Below are 16920 nucleotides of genomic sequence, written 5' to 3' on the forward strand. Positions count from 1 at the left end.
TTCCCAGCATATATCCGGCGCGCCGGTAGGCTGGATCGGTGAAGACTGCAGGGAAGCAAGACAGGTCCTGGGCCAGCGAGGCCATCCGCCGCATCGAGGCCGAGAACAACCGTTCGGCAGACACCCACCTCTATTCGGTCCCGCTGCCGGAACACTGGGGCGTCGAGCTGTACCTCAAGGACGAGTCCACGCACCGCTCCGGTAGCCTCAAGCACCGGCTGGCGCGCTCGCTGTTCCTGTACGGCCTGGTGAACGGCTGGATCAACGAAGGCACCACCATCGTGGAGGCATCCAGCGGCAGCACCGCCGTTTCCGAGGCGTACTTCGCCCGGCTCATCGGCCTGCCGTTCATCGCTGTCATGACCCGCACCACCAGCCCGGAGAAGATCGCGCTCATCGAGGAGTTCGGCGGCAGCTGCCTCCTGGTGGACCATGCCTCGGAGGTCTACGCCGCGGCGCAGGAAGCCGCCAGCACGTCCGGCGGGCACTACATGGACCAGTTCACCTACGCTGAGCGGGCCACCGACTGGCGCGGCAACAACAACATCGCCGAATCGATCTTCGAACAGCTGGCCCTTGAGGAGCACCCCGTTCCGGAGTGGATCGTGGTGGGGGCGGGCACCGGCGGAACCAGTGCCACCATCGGCCGCTACCTGCGGTACCACTGCCACGGAACCCGGCTCGCCGTCGTCGACCCCGAAAACTCGGCATTCTACCCGGGCTGGCGGGACGGCGTCGCAGAATTCAGCACCGGCATGCCCTCCCGGATCGAAGGCATCGGCCGCCCTCGGATGGAACCGAGCTTCGTGCCGGCGGTCATCGACACGATGATCCCGGTGCCGGACGCGGCGTCCGTCGCGGGGATGCGGCACCTGCGCAGCCTCACCGGCCTCCAGGCCGGCCCCTCCACCGGCACCAACCTGTGGGGTGTGTGGCAGCTGATTGCCGAGATGGTGGCGCAGGGAAAGCGCGGAAGTGTCGTTTCGCTGATGTGCGACGGCGGCGAGCGCTATGCGGGCAGCTACTACAAGCAGGAGTGGCTGGACGCGCAGGGCCTGGACCCGAAACCGTACGAGGCGGTCCTGGACCGCTTCTTCGACACCGGGAAGTGGCCCGCGGGTTAAGCCCCGGATGCGTTAGACCTCCACGGACTCCCGCGGCGCCAGGCTGGTGTACGTGGTGCCGTACTTGCCGCCGATCCTGCGCACGTGGCCTTCGACCAGCCCACGGCCCAGCTCGTTGAGGAGCGCATCGTGCACCGGGTAGGCCTGCGGCGCACGCACGGCCACCACGAAGTCCACCACTTCGCCCACCTTGGACCATGGCGCATGCAGCGGCACCAGGAGGGTCTTCACGTCGATGCCGTGCGGAACCACGAAGGAGTCACCGGGATGGAAGACGTTCTCCTCCACGAGGTACCCGATGTTCGCCACCACCGGAACCAGCGGGTGGATCAAGGCGTGTTGGCCACCGAAGGACCGGACGGCGAAACCGCCCGTTTCGAAGGAGCTGTCAGGCTCGACGGCGTGTACCCGGCCGCCGTCGTCGCCCGCCTTCGCGGCGAGGTCAGCGGCGAGGCGGGCCGGGGCGTGGACCTGGAGCCCCGGGTTGCCGCGCAGCGCTTCAAGCAGCGCCGGAGCATCCACATGGTCCGGATGCTCATGGGTGATGAGCACGGCATGGGCACCTGCCAGCGCCTCCTCCGCCTCCGAGAACGTCCCCGGATCGATCACGAGCACGTGTCCGTCCTTCTGCAGGCGGACACAGGAATGCGTGAACTTGGTCAGCTTCATGGCCCCAAGACTAGCGCGCGAGGGGCCCCGGGCGAGCTTGCGAGCATGGGGAGCGCGCTTGTCGGTAGCGCGCGAGGGGCCCAAACGGACCGGGCCTTACGGTTGCCCCGAAGGGGGAGTATCCTCGGCGCAGGGTGCTTCACAGGCACCCTTGGAGTTCCTGGGGGGCTTCCATCAACAAAGGTATTTGTTATGGAGGGACTCATGCTTGCCGCCCGGTCCATCGTCGACATCCGAGCCCACCTGGACGAACCGACCTGGGCCTTTGTGGGCAACCCGGTGGAGGTCCTCATCAGCGTGGTGGTTCCTTCCGGCGCGCCGACGGGACCGACGGGAACGCTGACCCTGCTGATGGACGAAGAGGGAGCATCGCCCCAGACGCAACCCCTCCCGGGCGATGCGGCCGAAGTCCACCTCTACATCACTCCTGTCAGTACGGGCACCCGGCAGTACACCGTGGACTACTCGGGGGACGACCGCTACGAGGCCGCAACGAAGTCATTCCCGTATCAGGTGTGGACCGGCCCGCGGACGGAAACATCGCTTCAGCTCAGCACGGAAACAAGCACGGTCAGCGAAAAAGTGACGCTCACGGCCCAGGTCACGGCGGATGACGGCCGGGCATTGACCGGCTACTCGGACGGTCCCATCGTCTTCTACTCCGACGGCAGGTCCATCGGAGAGGGGACTGTCGTTCCCGGCTCGCGCGGCTGGCGGGCCACCCTGACCGCAGGCTATCTCCCTGCGGGAATCCATCAGCTGACTGCCCGGCACGAGTCCGTGATCCGCTACACGGGACCGGAGTCAAAGCCGGTGTCCCTCCGGGTCCTGGCACCGGCGAATCCCCTGCCGCTCGACGCCGCGCTCACCCCCACCGTGACGGGCCCGTACACCGTCCACATGGAGGTGGCCCTCGCCCCGCACCGCGCGGGAACCCCCGTTCCCGGCGGGTACGTCCAGTTCTATTCCGACGGCAGCGAGTTCGGGCTGCCCGTGTCCGTGTCCCGGGGAAGAGCCGCCGCCGACTACTGGCTGCCCACCTGGCCGCGGACGTTCACCTTCAGCGCCGACTATTTCGGCGACAGCCATTACGCCCCGATCCGGTTCCCGGGACAAACCCTCACGGTTCCACTCCCCTAGTCCGGGCACCTTGCCGGCCGGCTGGTAATCTTGATGTCTGCACGACGCCGACAGCGAAATGAGTCCACGCATGCCTCCCGGCCCCAAAGCCGCCACCCAAGCTCCCGGCAACACAGCGTCCGACGCCAAGCCAGGGCGGGAGCAGAGGGTCACCAAGCAGCGCCTCGCCGTCAGCGCGGCCCTCGATGAGCTGGACGATTTCGTCAGCACCCAGGAGCTGTACCGCCTGCTCCAGAACCAGGGCATCTCGGTTTCCCTCGCCACCGCCTACCGGATCCTGCAGTCGCTCGCCGACGAAGGCCTGGTAGACGTCCTGCGCAACGCCGACGGCGAAGCCGTCTACCGCCGCTGCGCGGTCACCGGGCACCACCACCACCTGCTGTGCCGCAACTGCGGCAAGGCGGTCGAGGTGGAGGCTCCCGCCGTCGAGACCTGGGCTGCGCGGACAGCCGCCGAACACGGCTACACCGAGGTGGCGCACACCGTGGAAATCTTCGGCCTCTGCCCGGAGTGCACGGCCAGGAAGGCCGCGGGCGAGCTGTAGATCCCCGCCCGGCCGCACGAACCCGCAGGGATCAGGCGCCGGATTCAGGTGCCGGCGCGTACCCGTGCAGGTGACGAAGCGGCTGTCCGCAGGATCCGGCCGTTGTGGCCACGCCGGGCCCGCACTCCCCCGATGATCCGGCAGACCACGTAGATCAGGAACGACAGCGTGGTGACATAAGGGCTGATCGGGATCCTGCTCCCGAGGGCAAGCAGGATCCCGCCCACAGTGGCGGTCATCGCGAAGGCAACGCTCAGCAGCAGCACCACCTTCGGCGAGGTGCTTACCCGCAAGGCGGCGGCCGCCGGGGTGATCAGCAGCGCCAGGACCAGCAGGGCGCCCACAATCTGGATGGACAGCGCCACGCTGACACCCAGCAGGACCATGAAGCCGATCGCCAGGCCACGCACAGGCACGCCGCGCGCTTCGGCCATGTCCGGATCCACGCTCGCGAAGCTCAGAGGCCGCCAGATCAGCGCCAGTACGAGCATCACCACGACGGCGGTCCCCGCCAGGGCCTGCAGCTGGACGGTGTCGACCGAGACGATCTGCCCGGTCAGGAGGCCGAACTTGTTCGCCGCCCGGCCTTCGTAGAGGGCCAGGAAGAGGATGCCCAGGCCCAGGCCGAAGGGCATGATGACGCCGATGATCGAATTCTTGTCGCGCGCCCGCACGCCCATCACGCCCAGGAGCAGGGCGGCCGCGACCGAACCGACAAGGGATCCGAGGACGATGTCCGCACCGATCAGCAGCGCAAACGCCGCGCCCGCGAAGGAGAGTTCGGAGATGCCGTGGACGGCGAAGGCAAGGTCGCGCTTCATGACGAAGGTCCCCACCATGCCGCCCAGCAGGCCCAGCACGGCGCCGGCCCAGATGGAGTTCTGCACCAGCTGGAGCAGCTCCCCGTAGTTCTCGAAATTGAAGATGGTCTGCAGGATCGTTCCGAAATCCATCAGTGGCCCTCCGCCGATCCTGTGTGCGCGTCGTCATGGAAGTGCGTGGTGGCGTCCGGCAGGCCGACGACGACGATCCGCCCGTTCGCGCGGATGACCTCCACATGGCTGTCGTAGAGCTCCGAGAGGACCTCGGTGGTCATGACCTCCTCCGGAGTGCCTACCCGGAACTGGCCGCCGGCGAGGTAGAGGACCCGGTCCACGTAGTCGATGACGGGGTTGATTTCATGGGTCACGAAGACCACCGCGCTGTTCCGTTCATGGCACTGCTGGTTGATCAGTGCGCTCACGGCCAACTGGTGGTGCAAGTCCAGGGACAGCAGCGGTTCATCGCACAGCAGCACCTGCGGATCGGAGGCGAGGGCCTGGGCCACGCGCAGGCGTTGCTGCTCGCCGCCGGAAAGCTGGCCCAGCGGCACTTTCGCGTAATCGCTGGCACCCACCAGGTCGAGGAGTTCGTCGATCCTGCGGTTGACGCCTTTGCCCGACAACCGCAGCCCCCAGCGGTGCCCGTCGAGGCCAAGGCCCACGAGGTCGCGGGCACGCAGCGGGGTGTCCGGTGCGAAGGATTTCTGCTGCGGGATGTAGCCGATCCGCCGGCTGCCGCGTTCCGCCGGCCGCCCGCCAAGTTCCACCTCGCCGGAATGCAGCTCCTGCAGCCCCAGCAGCACCTTCAGGAAGCTGGTCTTGCCGCTGCCGTTGGGACCGAGTACGGCGAAGAACTCACCGGGGTTGATCTCGAGGTCCAGGCCTTCCCAGAGCACCCTCTTGCCGAATTTCAGGCCGGCTCCGCGGAGGCTCACTAGGGGTGTCAACAACTATCCTCTGTCCAGGTGTTTCAAGGCGTTCCAGGTGTGGGGCAACGAACGCAAGTCTACTTGCTGGCGGCCCGCCGTCGACGTGCCAAATCCGCCGACGTGCCAGTTCCGCCGTCGTGCCGGTTCCGCCGTCGTGCCGGCTACTTGAGTGCGCCGGCCAGCGAGTCGGCGTTCCCCGCCATCCACTGGAGGTAGTCCTTGCCGTCCGGAAGCGTCTCGGTGAAGTCCACCACCGGAACACCGGCGGACGTGGCGGCATCCTTCACGGCTTCGGTCTGCGGACCTTCCGTCTGCTCGTTGTACGCGAGCAGCTTGACACCGCCCGAGGTAAACAGATCCTTGGTCTCCTTGAGCACGGCCGGGGACACGTCGGTGTCCTCCTCGATGGCGGCGCTGTACTCTTCGGGGGTCTTGTTGACCAGGCCGGCGGCTTCCAGCAGGTAGACCGGCACCGGTTCGGTGATTGCCACCGGGGTGTTGGCGTGCTTGGCCTTGATCGCGTCGAGCTTCGCAGTGATGCCAGCGAGGGACGTCTTGAACTTGCCGGCGTTGGCGGTGAATTCCGCTGCGGACGCCGGTTTCAGGGCGCCGAGCCGTGCAGCCACCGCGTCGGCAACCTTCCCCATGGCAGCCGGGTCGTACCAGACATGCTCGTTGAACGCGCCGTGGTCATGGCCATGCTCGTCAGCCGGGTGGGAGGCCCCGTCTTCGTGGTCTTCGTGCGGGGCAAGTCCGGTGGCCTCGACGGCGGTGATGATGTTTGCGTGGTCGAAGCCGGCGTCGTCGGCAAGCTTGTGCAGGAAGTCGTCGTAGCCTCCCCCGTTTTCCACCAGGATCTTCGCCTTGGACACCGCCAGCTTGTCCTGCGCGTTCGCTTCGTAGGAGTGCGGATCCTGGCTGGTCTTGCTGATGATGGAGTCCACGGAGACCTTATCCCCGCCGATGCTCCTGACGATGTCGCCGTAGACGTTCGTGGATGTCACCACCGGGATGGCTCCGTCCGCAGCGGACGACGACGGCGACGTGGCGGCAGGTGCCGAGCATGCGGAGAGGAGGATGGCCAGGCCTGCGGAGGCAGCAAGGGACAGACGGGCGACTGGGCGGCGCACGGGAAACCTCAGATCTATCAGATGAGAATCGACGACGGTTGTTGCTCCCCCGAGTCTAGCCCTAAATAGGAATGATTCCTATTTAGGGCTAGAGCTCCGACGCCGTCACTGCGGGGTCAGGCGTTGTCCACGCCTCCCAGCCGACGGATGCCGGTGGCCTGGGTGGCGTCCCTGATTTCGCCGACGAGCTGCTCGATGACGTCCTCCAGGAACAGGACGCCGAGGGTTGTCCCGGCAGGATCCACGACGCGGGCAAGGTGCGAACCGGTCCGTTGCATGACCGCCAGCGCGTCCTCGATTTCGTCGTCGGGCGCAAGGTTGGCCAGGGAACGGATCCTGCCTTCAGAGATCGGATGCCTCTGCCCCTCCAGGGGGATGGACAGCACATCCTTGATGTGCAGGTAACCGGCCAGCCCGCCGTCGTCGTCCAGCAGCGGGAAGCGCGAGAATCCCGTGCGGCTGACGGCTTTCTCCAGTTCCCGCGGCGTGGACCCCGGTTTGAGGGTCACCAGCTTGTCCACGGGCACCATGATGTGCGCGGCGGTGTGCGCCGAGAACTCCAGGGCACCGCTGAGCAGCCCGGAATCGTCGGCCACGAGCCCGTGCCGGGTGGATTCCTGCACGATGGACTGCACTTCCTCGAGCGTGAACGAGGACGTGACCTCGTCCTTGGGTTCGATCCGCATCAGTCGCAGGATATGGTTCGCACTCCAGTTGAGGGTCCAGATCACCGGCTTCACGAAGCGCGCGATATGGACCAGCGGCGGTGCCAGCAGCAGTGCAGCCCGGTTCGCCACGGAGACCGAAATGTTCTTCGGAACCATCTCGCCGAAGGTCACGTGCAGGAAGGTCACCACCAGCAGGGCTGCGGTGAACCCGGCGGCGTCGGCCAGTTCGTGCGGCGTGCCGAACGCTTCCAGCGGCTCGGCCAGCAGGTGGTGGATGGCGGGCTCCGCCACCTGCAGGATCAGCAGGGAGCACACCGTGATGCCCAGCTGGGCGCACGCCAGCATGAGCGAAACATTCTCCATGGCGTGCAGGGTGGTCCTGGCCCGCTTGGATCCCGCCTCCGCCAGCGGTTCGATCTGGCTGCGGCGTGCCGACATCACAGCGAACTCCGCGCCCACGAAGAAGGCGTTGCCGATCAGCAGGAACACGAGCCAGAGGATTCCGGTCCAGTCGCTCATGCCGCCGCCCCCTTCACGTTCCTGCCGCCCTGGCCGGCGGACGCCTCATCCGGATCGTCCGCCGGGGCCGGCCGGAAGCAGATCCGGTCGATCCTTCGGCCGTCCATCCGGGTCACCGACAGGGTTCCGCCGCCGGCTTCGACCACGTCGCCCGTCATGGCGATACGGCCCAGCCGGCTCATGACGTAGCCTCCCACTGTCTCGTACGCAGGATCGTCGGGCACGGTGAGCCCGGGAATCTGTTCGGACACTTCATCGGGCCGCAGCAGGCCCGGGAAGTACCAGTCGCCGGAGGCACTCTGCAGCAGACCGGGACGCACCCGGTCGTGCTCATCGGCCACTTCGCCCACGATTTCCTCCACGAGGTCCTCGAGGGTGGCAATGCCTGCGGTGCCGCCGTATTCATCCAGCACCACGGCAAGCTGGAGGTTGCCCTCGCGCAGTTCGGACAGCAGGGCGTCCAGGTGGATGGTCTCCGGGACCTGGAGCACCTCGGCCATGATGGCCCCGGCCTCCAGGCCGTCGCGGCGCTCGCGCGGAACAGCCACGGCCTTCTTGACGTGCACCACGCCGCGGATGTCATCCGCGGAGTCCCCGATGACGGGGAACCGGGAGTACCCGGTACGGCGGGCGGCGTCGATGATGTCGGTGACCGGCTGCCCGGCCCCGATGGTTTCCATCCTGATGCGGGGCGTCATGACGTCGGCCGCGGTCCGTTCGGCGAACCTCAAGGTGCGCGCCACGAAGTTGGCGGTACCGGCGTCGAGTGTTCCGAGCTCCGCCGAGCGCCGCACGAGCGATGCCAGTTCCGCGGGCGAGCGGGCACCGGAAATCTCTTCCTTGGCCTCAAGGCCGAAGAGGTGCAGGATCCGGTTCGAGAAGCCGTTCAGCAGCAGGATGGCGGGCTTGAACACGGTGGTGAAGACCAGCTGCGGGCGGGCCAGCGCTTTGCCGACAGGGAACGCCTGGGCGATCGCGAGGTTCTTCGGCACGAGTTCGCCGATCAGCATCGACAGCAAGGTGGCAAGCGCCATGGCGATGAAGAGCGAGACTGAACGGGCGGCAGCCTCCGGCGTGCCGATCAGCACAAGCGGGCCGTGCAGCAGTTCGCCGACGGAGGGTTCCATCACGAAACCCGTCAGCAATGTGGTCAGGGTGATGCCCAGCTGGCAGCTGGAAAGCTGCGTGGACAAGGATTTGAGGCACTTGAGCAGGGGCCGCGCAGCGTGGTCGCCGTCGTTGACCGCGCGCTGGACCGAGGTCTGGTCAAGGGCCACCAGGGAAAATTCGACGGCGACGAAGAAGCCCGTGCCAAGGATCAGAAGGAGGCCGGCAAGGAGCAGGAGCCATTCCATTCAGGCCCCACCACCGGTTCGCCGGGAAGAACGGGCCGGCGGAGGCTGGTCAGCCGTGGCCGAGGACTGGGGCGCAGCTGCGCCGGAGGCGGCAGGAGGCGCGTGATGGGCATGTGTACGGGTATTGCCGGCGCTGTGGAACGCCCGGGGAAGGACAGCCGATCGGCTCCCCCCGCAGCGTCCAGGCCGGCACCTGGAATTACTGTCCATAAGGGCTCCAGTCTACAGCCCGGCCCGGGCTCCTCAGCCGCCGGTTTTGCCCGGCCGGCCGCGCCGCGCGGTGGTGCCCGTGGTTCACTTCGTAGCACAGACATGATTTAGGTCACCACTATTGGCAGACAGGCGCGGTCCGTCACTAGACTGGCAAGGGTCTGAGCCCGAGGGACCGGACCCTGGCCCGAGTCGTTTTTTCAGGCAATTCCACCGGGTCAGCTGGACATCAACACTCATGGAAGAGGCGTATTTCAAGTGCCAGAGCAGCCAAGCCACCGTCTACCAGAGGAATTTGGCGGAAACGAGTGGCTCGTTGACGAACTGTACGAGCGGTACCAGCAGGACAAGAATTCGGTCGACGCCAAGTGGTGGCCCCTCTTCGAATCCTTCACTACCGATGACGGCACTTCTTCCAACGGAACCTCCGCCGCCCCCGCAAACCCCGCAACCCGAGTACTTCCGGTCGTAGCACAGGCGCCGGCGCCCACGGCAACGGCGCCCGCCCCGGCGCCTGCAGCTTCGCCCGCCGCACCGGCTCCGGCCGCAGTTCCCGCTGCCGCGCCGGCCGCCCCCGCAGCACCGGCCGCACCGGCCAAGAAGGCCCCCGCCACTGTCGCCAAAGACGGCGCACAGAAGCCGGGCGCCGGGCAGGCCCAGCCCATTCCGGCCCAGCTGCCCAAGAGCACCAAGGCACCCACCCCGCCCGAGGAAGACGTCGTTTCCGTTCTCCGCGGCCCGGCGAAGGCCATCGCAGCCAACATGGTGACGAGCCTGGAAGTGCCCACGGCCACCAGCGTCCGCGCCGTACCGGCCAAGCTGCTGATCGACAACCGCGTCGTCATCAACTCCAACCTCGCCCGCGCCCGCGGCGGCAAGGTCTCCTTCACGCACATCATCGGCTACGCCGTGGTGCGTGCGCTCTCCCAGTTCCCCTCCATGAACGTGTACTACGACGAGGTGGACGGCAAGCCAGTAGCCGTCCAGCCCGCGCACGTCAACTTCGGCATCGCGATCGATATGCCCAAGCCCGACGGCACCCGCCTCCTGATGGTCCCGAACATCAAGAAGGCGGAGACCATGAACTTCGCCGAGTTCTGGCACACCTACGAGGACCTGATCAAGCGGGCCCGCAACGGCAAGCTCACGGCGGACGACCACGCCGGAACCACGGTCTCCCTGACCAACCCGGGCGGCATCGGCACCGTGCACTCGGTTCCGCGGCTCTCCAAGGGCCAGGCGGCAATCATCGGCGTAGGCGCCCTGGACTACCCGGCCGAATGGCAGGGCGCCAGCGAGAAGATCATCGCCCAGAACGCCATCAGCAAGATCCTCACGCTGACCTCCACCTACGACCACCGAGTCATCCAGGGTGCGGGCAGCGGTGAGTTCCTCAAGCTGGTCCACCAGCTGCTGCTGGGCGCGCAGAACTTCTACGACGAGATCTTCGAAGCCCTGCGCATTCCGTACGAGCCCGTCCGCTGGAGCCCCGACCTGCAGGTCGACCCCGCCGACGAGATCAACAAGGTTGCCCGCATCCAGCAGCTGATCCACTCCTACCGGGTCCGCGGCCACCTCATGGCCGACACCAACCCGCTTGAGTACGTCCAGCGCAAGCACCCGGACCTCGACGTCCTCACCTACGGCCTGACCCTCTGGGACCTGGACCGCGAGTGGCCCACGGGTGGCTTCGGCGGCAAGCCGATGCTGAAGTTCCGCGACATCCTCGGCGTGCTGCGTGACGCGTACTGCCGCACCACTGGCATCGAATACATGCACATCCAGGAGCCCAAGGAACGCCAGTGGTTCCAGGACCAGCTGGAGCACCCGTACTCCAAGCCCAGCCGCGAAGAGCAGCTGCGCATCGTCTCCAAGCTCAATGCCGCCGAGGCATTCGAGACCTTCCTGCAGACCAAGTTCGTCGGCCAGAAGCGCTTCTCGCTCGAAGGCGGCGAATCCCTGATTCCGCTGCTGGACACCATCATTTCCGATGCTGCCGACGACGGCCTCGACGAGGTCGCGATCGGCATGGCCCACCGCGGCCGCCTCAACGTGCTGACCAACATCGCGGGCAAGACCTACGCCCAGGTGTTCCGTGAGTTCGAGGGCACCCAGGACCCCCGCTCCGTACAGGGCTCCGGCGACGTCAAGTACCACCTGGGCACCGAGGGCACGTTCACCTCGGACAACGGCAAGGAGACCAAGGTCTACCTCGCCGCCAACCCCTCGCACCTGGAAGCCGTGGACTCGGTCCTCGAAGGCATCGTCCGCGCCAAGCAGGACCGCCTTGACCAGGGCGAGACCTTCCCGGTCCTGCCGATCATGGTCCACGGTGACGCCGCATTCGCCGGCCAGGGCGTTGTTGCCGAAACCCTGAACCTGTCCCAGCTGCGGGGTTACCGCACCGGCGGCACCATCCACATCATCGTGAACAACCAGGTGGGCTTCACCACCGCGCCGTCCTCCTCGCGCTCCTCCACGTACTCCACGGACGTCGCGAAGATGATCCAGGCACCGGTGTTCCACGTAAACGGCGACGACCCCGAGGCCGTGGTCCGCGTGGCCCAGCTGGCCTACGAATTCCGCCAGCGCTTCCACAAGGACGTCATCGTGGACATGGTGTGCTACCGCCGCCGTGGCCACAACGAGGGCGACGATCCCTCGATGACGCAGCCGCTGATGTACAACCTGATCGAGGCGAAGCGCTCGGTCCGCAAGCTGTACACCGAGTCCCTGATCGGCCGTGGCGACATCACCGAGGAAGAAGCAGAGCAGCTGCTCCGCGACTACCAGGAGCGCCTGGAGCGTGTCTTCGCGGAGACCCACGCCGCCCAGACTTCGCCCATCCCGATCGTCACCGCCGACTCCGCCGCCGTGTCGGGCATCGAACGCCCGATCGCACAGCAGGCGGACTCCGGAACGAACTCCCCGACGTCGACCGCCATCTCCACCGAGGTGCTCCAGCACATCGGCCGCGCCCACCTTGAGATCCCGGAGGACTTCACGGTCCACTCCAAGCTCAAGCAGCTCCTGGAGAAGCGCGAGCAGATGTCCCGCGAAGGCGGCATCGACTGGGGCTTCGGCGAAATCGCGGCCTTCGGTTCGCTCATCATGGAAGGCGTCCCGGTCCGCCTCGCTGGCCAGGACTCGCGCCGCGGCACCTTCGTGCAGCGCCACGCCGTCTTCCACGACCGCCTCAACGGCAACGAGTGGATGCCGCTGGGCAAGCTCAGCGACGACCAAGCCAAGCTGTGGATCTACGACTCCCTGCTGTCCGAATACGCCGCCATGGGCTTCGAATACGGCTACTCCGTGGAACGCCCGGACGCCCTCGTGCTCTGGGAGGCCCAGTTCGGCGACTTCGTCAACGGCGCCCAGACCATCATCGATGAGTTCATCTCCTCGGCCGAGCAGAAGTGGGGCCAGCGTTCCTCGCTCGTGCTCATGCTGCCGCACGGCTACGAGGGCCAGGGCCCGGACCACTCCTCCGCCCGCATCGAGCGTTTCCTGCAGCTGTGCGCCGAGGACAACATGGTGGTCGCCAACCCGACCACCGCCGCCTCGCACTTCCACCTGCTGCGCCGCCAGGCCTACAGCCGGCCCCGGAAGCCGCTCATCATCTTCACGCCGAAGCAGCTGCTCCGCCTGAAGGCCGCGGCGTCCGCCGTCGAGGACTTCACCTCGGGCGGCTTCAAGCCGGTCATCGGCGAGCACGAGGCCCTGCAAAACGTGGACCGCGTGCTGCTGGTCTCCGGCCGCCTGTACTACGACCTGCTGTCCAGCCGCCAGAAGTCCGGCGACACCTCGACGGCGATCATCCGTGTGGAGCAGCTGTACCCGCTCCCGCAGGCGGAGATCGAGGCCGAGCTGGCGAAGTACCCGAACGCCGAGGTTGTCTGGGCCCAGGACGAGCCCGCCAATCAGGGCCCGTGGCCGTTCATCGGCCTCAACCTGCCGCAGGCCCTTGACCGCAAGGTCCGGCTGGTGTCCCGCCCGGCGTCGGCCTCCACGGCCGCCGGTTCCATGAAGCGCCACGCAGCGGAGCAGAGCACGCTGCTCAAGCAGGCCTTCGAACGCAAGTAAACAACAAGGGTGCCCGGCCGGAGCTTCGAAACAAGCTCCTGCCGGGCACTTCTGTTTAAATGGGTAGATATGCCAGGCCGCTCCGGCGGCCGGGCACCCGGCATGGACCGCAACGTTGGTGAAGAGGTAACAGGTGGAAGACAGGAAGCTGCGCATCGCGGCTGTTGGAGACGAACTGCTCGCAGGACTCGGCGATCCCCGCGCACTGGGCTGGCTGGGACGGGTGCTCGCCCGGACACCCCAGGACTCCGTCGCCGTGGAGAGCTACTCACTCCCCTGCCCCATGGAAGGCACCGAAGGCCTCGCCGCACGGTGGCTGGACGAAGCCGGCCGCCGCTTCAGCGACTCCCACGAGAACCGCCTGGTGATCGGCCTCTCCGCCCGTGACATCGAATTCGGCCTGTCCACGGCGCGGAGCCGGCTCAACTTGGCCAACATCCTGGACGGGGCCAGCCAAAACAACGTCGAGGTGTTCGTTGTCGGCCCGCCCCCCGGCCTGGATCCGACACGCAACCGCCGCCTCGCCGACCTCAACGCCGCCTTCTCCGATGTCACCACCCGCCGCAACCACCACTACGTCGACACCTTCTCTCCCCTGCTCAACCACGAACAGTGGCGCACCGACCTCGCCTCCAACGGCGGCACTCCCGGCCAGGCCGGCTATGGCCTGATGGCGTGGCTGGTGCTGCACCGCGGCTGGTTCCAGTGGCTGAGGATCGCCCAGCCCGACTAGGAGCGGCGCCTCCTTCGGCGAAACCATTGCCATCCCCGGTATTGCGATATATCGTGACTTCATCAACGCGATATATCGCAACTCCTGGAGGGGTCATGTCAGAACAGAACTGGACCGTCACCGGTCCGCAGACGATCGACGTCGACGGCGTCCGCTCGCTCAGGCTGGGCATCGTCAAGGGCCGCTTCGACATCGTCACCCATGACGAAGCCACGGCGCGCATCGAGGTATCGGAAATCGCGGGCGATCCACTGAGCGTCACCGTCGTCGACGGCCGCCTCGAGGTCCGCCACCAGCTCCACGGGCCGCAGGGGTGGTTCCGCAACCTCATGGGAACCGTCAACAACACCAGCACCAACTCGGTTGTCATCGGCATCGCCATCCCGGCCGGCATCACGGTTGAGGCCGGCACCGTCAGCGGCGACGGCATGGTCTCCGGGACGTCGGGCACCACCAGGCTCAACACGGTCTCCGGCTCGGTGCTCTCGGATGACACCAGCGGCGAACTGCACGTGAACACTGTCAGCGGGGAAGTGATCGCCCGCGGCCACCACGGGGTGATGACAGCCAAGAGCGTCTCCGGCGAGGTGACGGCCTCCGGCGATTTCAGCAACGTCCGAGCCACCACCGTCAGCGGGGACCTCAGCTTCGACCTGCACGGCCACACGCACGACATCGCCGCCCATTCGGTATCAGGCGATGTCACGGTGCGCCTGCCCCGGGACATCGGCGCGGACATCGCCGCGAAGTCGGCCAGCGGCGCCGTCGTGATCGACGGACAGCTCCATGACCATCCCGGCAACAACGTGCAGGCCACTGTGGGCCCGAGGGAGCGGATCACTTTGGTGCGGAGCAACTCCGTGTCCGGCAAGACCTATGTCATCCACGGCAGCGCCGCAGCCACAGGTTCGACGGCGGCCGGCGGGCAGGTGCCCGGGGGCGGGTTCTGATGCCGCCGGTCTTCGCCCACGGCGCCCTCCGGCTCTACCTGCTGGCCCTGCTGGAATCCGGTCCGAAGCACGGCTACGAAATCATCAAGGCCCTCGGCGAACGCTTCGGCGGCACCTACTCCCCCAGCGCCGGCACGGTCTACCCCCGGCTCGGCAAGCTGGAGGAGGAAGGCCTGGTCGCCACGGAGAATGACGGACGACGCACCAACTATTCGATCACGCGCGCCGGGCTGGCCGAACTGGACAGCCGGCGCGCCGAGCTGGCCGAGGTCGAGGCGGGCATTTCGGCGTCGGTGCGGCGCCTGGCGGACGAGCTGCGGGAGGACATCCGCAGCAACATGCGCGGCCTGCGGGCGGACCTCGCGGCCAGTGCCGAATCGGCCAGGGCTGCGGCCGTGCCGGCGGGATTCGGCGCGGAAGCAAGCGATCCCGGAACAGTTCCGGGTGCGGGGCGGCATTCAGCGGAAAGCATCCGGCTCCTGAAGGAAGCTGAACTCATGGTGCAGTCCTTCCGGGACGACATGAGGGTGGAACTGCGCCGGCACGCCGGCTCTGCCCAGCTGACTCCCGTGGCCCTGGAGACGGTCCGCACCGTGCTGGACCAGGCGCGCATCGCCATCAGGAATTCCATGCGGCCCTGACGCCGGCCCTTGATGACGGACCGGGCGCCGGGTCCGGCACTTGTGTCCGACGCCGGCCCGCCAGTTAGCGGCCCGGCCTCGCCGCCGGTTCGCGGCCCGGGCCCCGCGTGTGGGAGACTGGAGGGCAGCTTTGTTGAGTACAAGAAACGAAGGAGGCCGGCTATGAGCAAGCGTGCACGCAAGCGTCGTGACCGTAAGCGCGGCGGCGCAAACCACGGCAAGCGTCCCAACACCTGAGTTGTTGGAGCAGACGGAAGAGCCCCGGAAACCTGATGGCTTCCGGGGCTCTTTTCGTTGGAACGGCCAGCCGGGCCTAGACTTCCGCTGCATTCATCGAATGAATGCGGTCCAGGATTGAGTTCTTGAGGTTCTCCGGAGCGGCCTCGGTGCAGGAACGCTTGACCACGGTGCGGATGACGCACTCCAGGTCATACTCCTCGGTGCACTCGGGGCACTCCTGCAGGTGCTGCTTGATCTCGGCGATGTCCTCCCGGGTCAGCGCACCGTCAAGGTATTCATAGATGCGCTGCATCCGCGCATCGTCGCAGTCGCCCAGTCCTTGGCAGCTCATTTCCGTTTCTCCTGTTTATTGCTTGCGGCGTCCCCGGCGGGGGTATCCGTGGCGCCCCTGATTCCCCGTTCGGCGGCATAGTCGGCCAGCAGTTCGCGCAGCATCTTTCTGCCGCGGTGGAGCCGGGACATGACCGTTCCGATGGGGGTGTTCATGATGTCCGAAATTTCCTTGTAGGCGAAGCCTTCGACGTCTGCGAAGTACACCGCGAGCCGGAATTCCTCCGGGATGGCCTGCAGCGCACGCTTCACGTCGGAATCGGGAAGGTGGTCCAAGGCTTCCGCCTCGGCCGAACGCAGGCCGGTCGACGTGTGCGATTCGGCCCTGGCAAGCTGCCAGTCCTCGATCGTGTCCGAGTTCGACTGCAGGGGCTCGCGCTGCCGCTTCCGATACAGGTTGATGTAGGTGTTCGTCAGAATCCGGTACAACCACGCCTTGAGGTTTGTCCCTGGGTTGTACTGGTGGAACGCCGAAAACGCCTTCGTGTAGGCCTCCTGGACCAGGTCCTCTGCATCCGAAGGGTTCCGCGCCATGCGCATCGCCGCCGAATAGAGCTGATCGACGTACTGCATGGCGTCCCGTTCGAAGCGGGCCCGCCGCTGTTCGGGCGTTTCGCTTGCGACGTCAATGACGGCGTCGGGGCCGGACTCTTCAGCGGTGTCCTGCAGGCCCGGTCGGGGCTGCTCCGCTGCTTCGTACATGGCCGCTGCGGCCGGGTCCAAGGTGCTCATTGCGTTCAAGTCTACTGTCACCCGGCGCGCGCCTTTCCCCGGCTCCCGCTCCGGTGCCGGCACTTCCTGACGGTCTTTCACCAAGCTCAAGAAAGCGGCTCC

16 protein-coding genes are annotated in these 16920 nt (G+C 66.8%); 8 read left to right on the forward strand and 8 right to left on the reverse strand.

Annotation, left to right across the window (positions count from 1 at the left end; translation table 11 throughout):
- Positions 1-38: 38 nt before the first annotated feature.
- Positions 39-1124 (forward strand): L-cysteine desulfhydrase Cds1, encoded by a 1086-nt coding sequence (gene cds1 / locus D3654_RS09970; protein ID WP_120521341.1) that lies wholly within the window; start codon positions 39-41, stop codon positions 1122-1124.
- 12 nt (positions 1125-1136) lie between these two features.
- On the opposite strand, the gene D3654_RS09975 is transcribed toward cds1, so the two are convergent.
- Positions 1137-1793 carry an MBL fold metallo-hydrolase gene (locus D3654_RS09975; protein ID WP_120521342.1) on the reverse strand — a complete coding sequence of 219 codons (657 nt, stop codon included), beginning with the start codon at positions 1791-1793 and terminating at the stop codon, positions 1137-1139.
- 192 nt (positions 1794-1985) lie between these two features.
- On the opposite strand from D3654_RS09975, the gene D3654_RS09980 reads away from it, so the two are divergent.
- Both D3654_RS09980 and D3654_RS09985 read left to right on the forward strand, forming a co-directional pair.
- Positions 1986-2933 (forward strand): Ig-like domain-containing protein, encoded by a 948-nt coding sequence (locus tag D3654_RS09980; protein WP_162943698.1) that lies wholly within the window; start codon positions 1986-1988, stop codon positions 2931-2933.
- Positions 2934-3003: 70 nt separating this feature from the next.
- Positions 3004-3477 carry a Fur family transcriptional regulator gene (locus tag D3654_RS09985; protein ID WP_120521343.1) on the forward strand — a complete coding sequence of 158 codons (474 nt, stop codon included), beginning with the start codon at positions 3004-3006 and terminating at the stop codon, positions 3475-3477.
- A gap of 44 nt (positions 3478-3521) precedes the next feature.
- On the opposite strand, the gene D3654_RS09990 is transcribed toward D3654_RS09985, so the two are convergent.
- From D3654_RS09990 to D3654_RS10010, 5 genes are all read right to left on the reverse strand, one after another.
- Entirely contained in the window at positions 3522-4430 is a 909-nt protein-coding gene (locus tag D3654_RS09990; RefSeq protein WP_120521344.1) for a metal ABC transporter permease, read from the reverse strand.
- Positions 4430-5233 (reverse strand): metal ABC transporter ATP-binding protein, encoded by an 804-nt coding sequence (locus tag D3654_RS09995; protein ID WP_120521345.1) that lies wholly within the window; start codon positions 5231-5233, stop codon positions 4430-4432. The genes D3654_RS09990 and D3654_RS09995 overlap by 1 nt, the downstream gene beginning before the upstream one ends.
- A 155-nt stretch (positions 5234-5388) precedes the next feature.
- Complete coding sequence (locus tag D3654_RS10000) at positions 5389-6357, reverse strand: metal ABC transporter solute-binding protein, Zn/Mn family (RefSeq protein WP_120521346.1); 969 nt, start codon at positions 6355-6357, stop codon at positions 5389-5391.
- A gap of 116 nt (positions 6358-6473) precedes the next feature.
- On the reverse strand, positions 6474-7544 hold the full coding sequence (locus D3654_RS10005) for a hemolysin family protein (RefSeq protein WP_120521347.1): 1071 nt from the start codon (positions 7542-7544) through the stop codon (positions 6474-6476).
- A complete protein-coding gene (locus tag D3654_RS10010) occupies positions 7541-8899 on the reverse strand; it encodes a hemolysin family protein (protein WP_120521348.1) in 1359 nt (452 codons plus the stop codon). The genes D3654_RS10005 and D3654_RS10010 overlap by 4 nt, the downstream gene beginning before the upstream one ends.
- Before the next feature lie 468 nt (positions 8900-9367).
- On the opposite strand from D3654_RS10010, the gene D3654_RS10015 reads away from it, so the two are divergent.
- The 5 genes from D3654_RS10015 to D3654_RS21020 all read left to right on the forward strand — a co-directional run bounded on the left by D3654_RS10015 (position 9368) and on the right by D3654_RS21020 (position 15753).
- On the forward strand, positions 9368-13192 hold the full coding sequence (locus tag D3654_RS10015) for a multifunctional oxoglutarate decarboxylase/oxoglutarate dehydrogenase thiamine pyrophosphate-binding subunit/dihydrolipoyllysine-residue succinyltransferase subunit (protein ID WP_120521349.1): 3825 nt from the start codon (positions 9368-9370) through the stop codon (positions 13190-13192).
- 133 nt (positions 13193-13325) lie between these two features.
- Entirely contained in the window at positions 13326-13925 is a 600-nt protein-coding gene (locus tag D3654_RS10020; RefSeq protein ID WP_120521350.1) for a GDSL-type esterase/lipase family protein, read from the forward strand.
- Between the two features lie 95 nt (positions 13926-14020).
- Positions 14021-14875, forward strand: coding sequence for a DUF4097 family beta strand repeat-containing protein (locus D3654_RS10025; protein ID WP_120521351.1), 855 nt, complete (start codon positions 14021-14023; stop codon positions 14873-14875).
- Positions 14875-15516: a PadR family transcriptional regulator gene (locus D3654_RS10030; protein WP_120521352.1), complete on the forward strand. Its 642-nt coding sequence runs from the start codon at positions 14875-14877 to the stop codon at positions 15514-15516. Before D3654_RS10025 ends, D3654_RS10030 begins: the two co-directional genes overlap by 1 nt.
- A gap of 162 nt (positions 15517-15678) precedes the next feature.
- Positions 15679-15753, forward strand: coding sequence for a 50S ribosomal protein bL37 (locus D3654_RS21020; protein WP_369299106.1), 75 nt, complete (start codon positions 15679-15681; stop codon positions 15751-15753).
- Between the two features lie 76 nt (positions 15754-15829).
- Here D3654_RS21020 and rsrA read toward each other — a convergent pair whose 3' ends face one another.
- Entirely contained in the window at positions 15830-16087 is a 258-nt protein-coding gene (gene rsrA / locus D3654_RS10040; protein ID WP_120521354.1) for a mycothiol system anti-sigma-R factor, read from the reverse strand.
- The gene (locus D3654_RS10045) at positions 16084-16908 is read right to left on the reverse strand and encodes a sigma-70 family RNA polymerase sigma factor (RefSeq protein WP_120521355.1); all 825 of its coding nucleotides are present in this window, start codon (positions 16906-16908) and stop codon (positions 16084-16086) included. The genes rsrA and D3654_RS10045 overlap by 4 nt, the downstream gene beginning before the upstream one ends.
- Positions 16909-16920 lie beyond the last annotated feature (12 nt).

The sequence above is a fragment of the Arthrobacter celericrescens genome (genome assembly GCF_003614925.1).
GTDB classification, from domain to species: domain Bacteria; phylum Actinomycetota; class Actinomycetes; order Actinomycetales; family Micrococcaceae; genus Arthrobacter; species Arthrobacter celericrescens.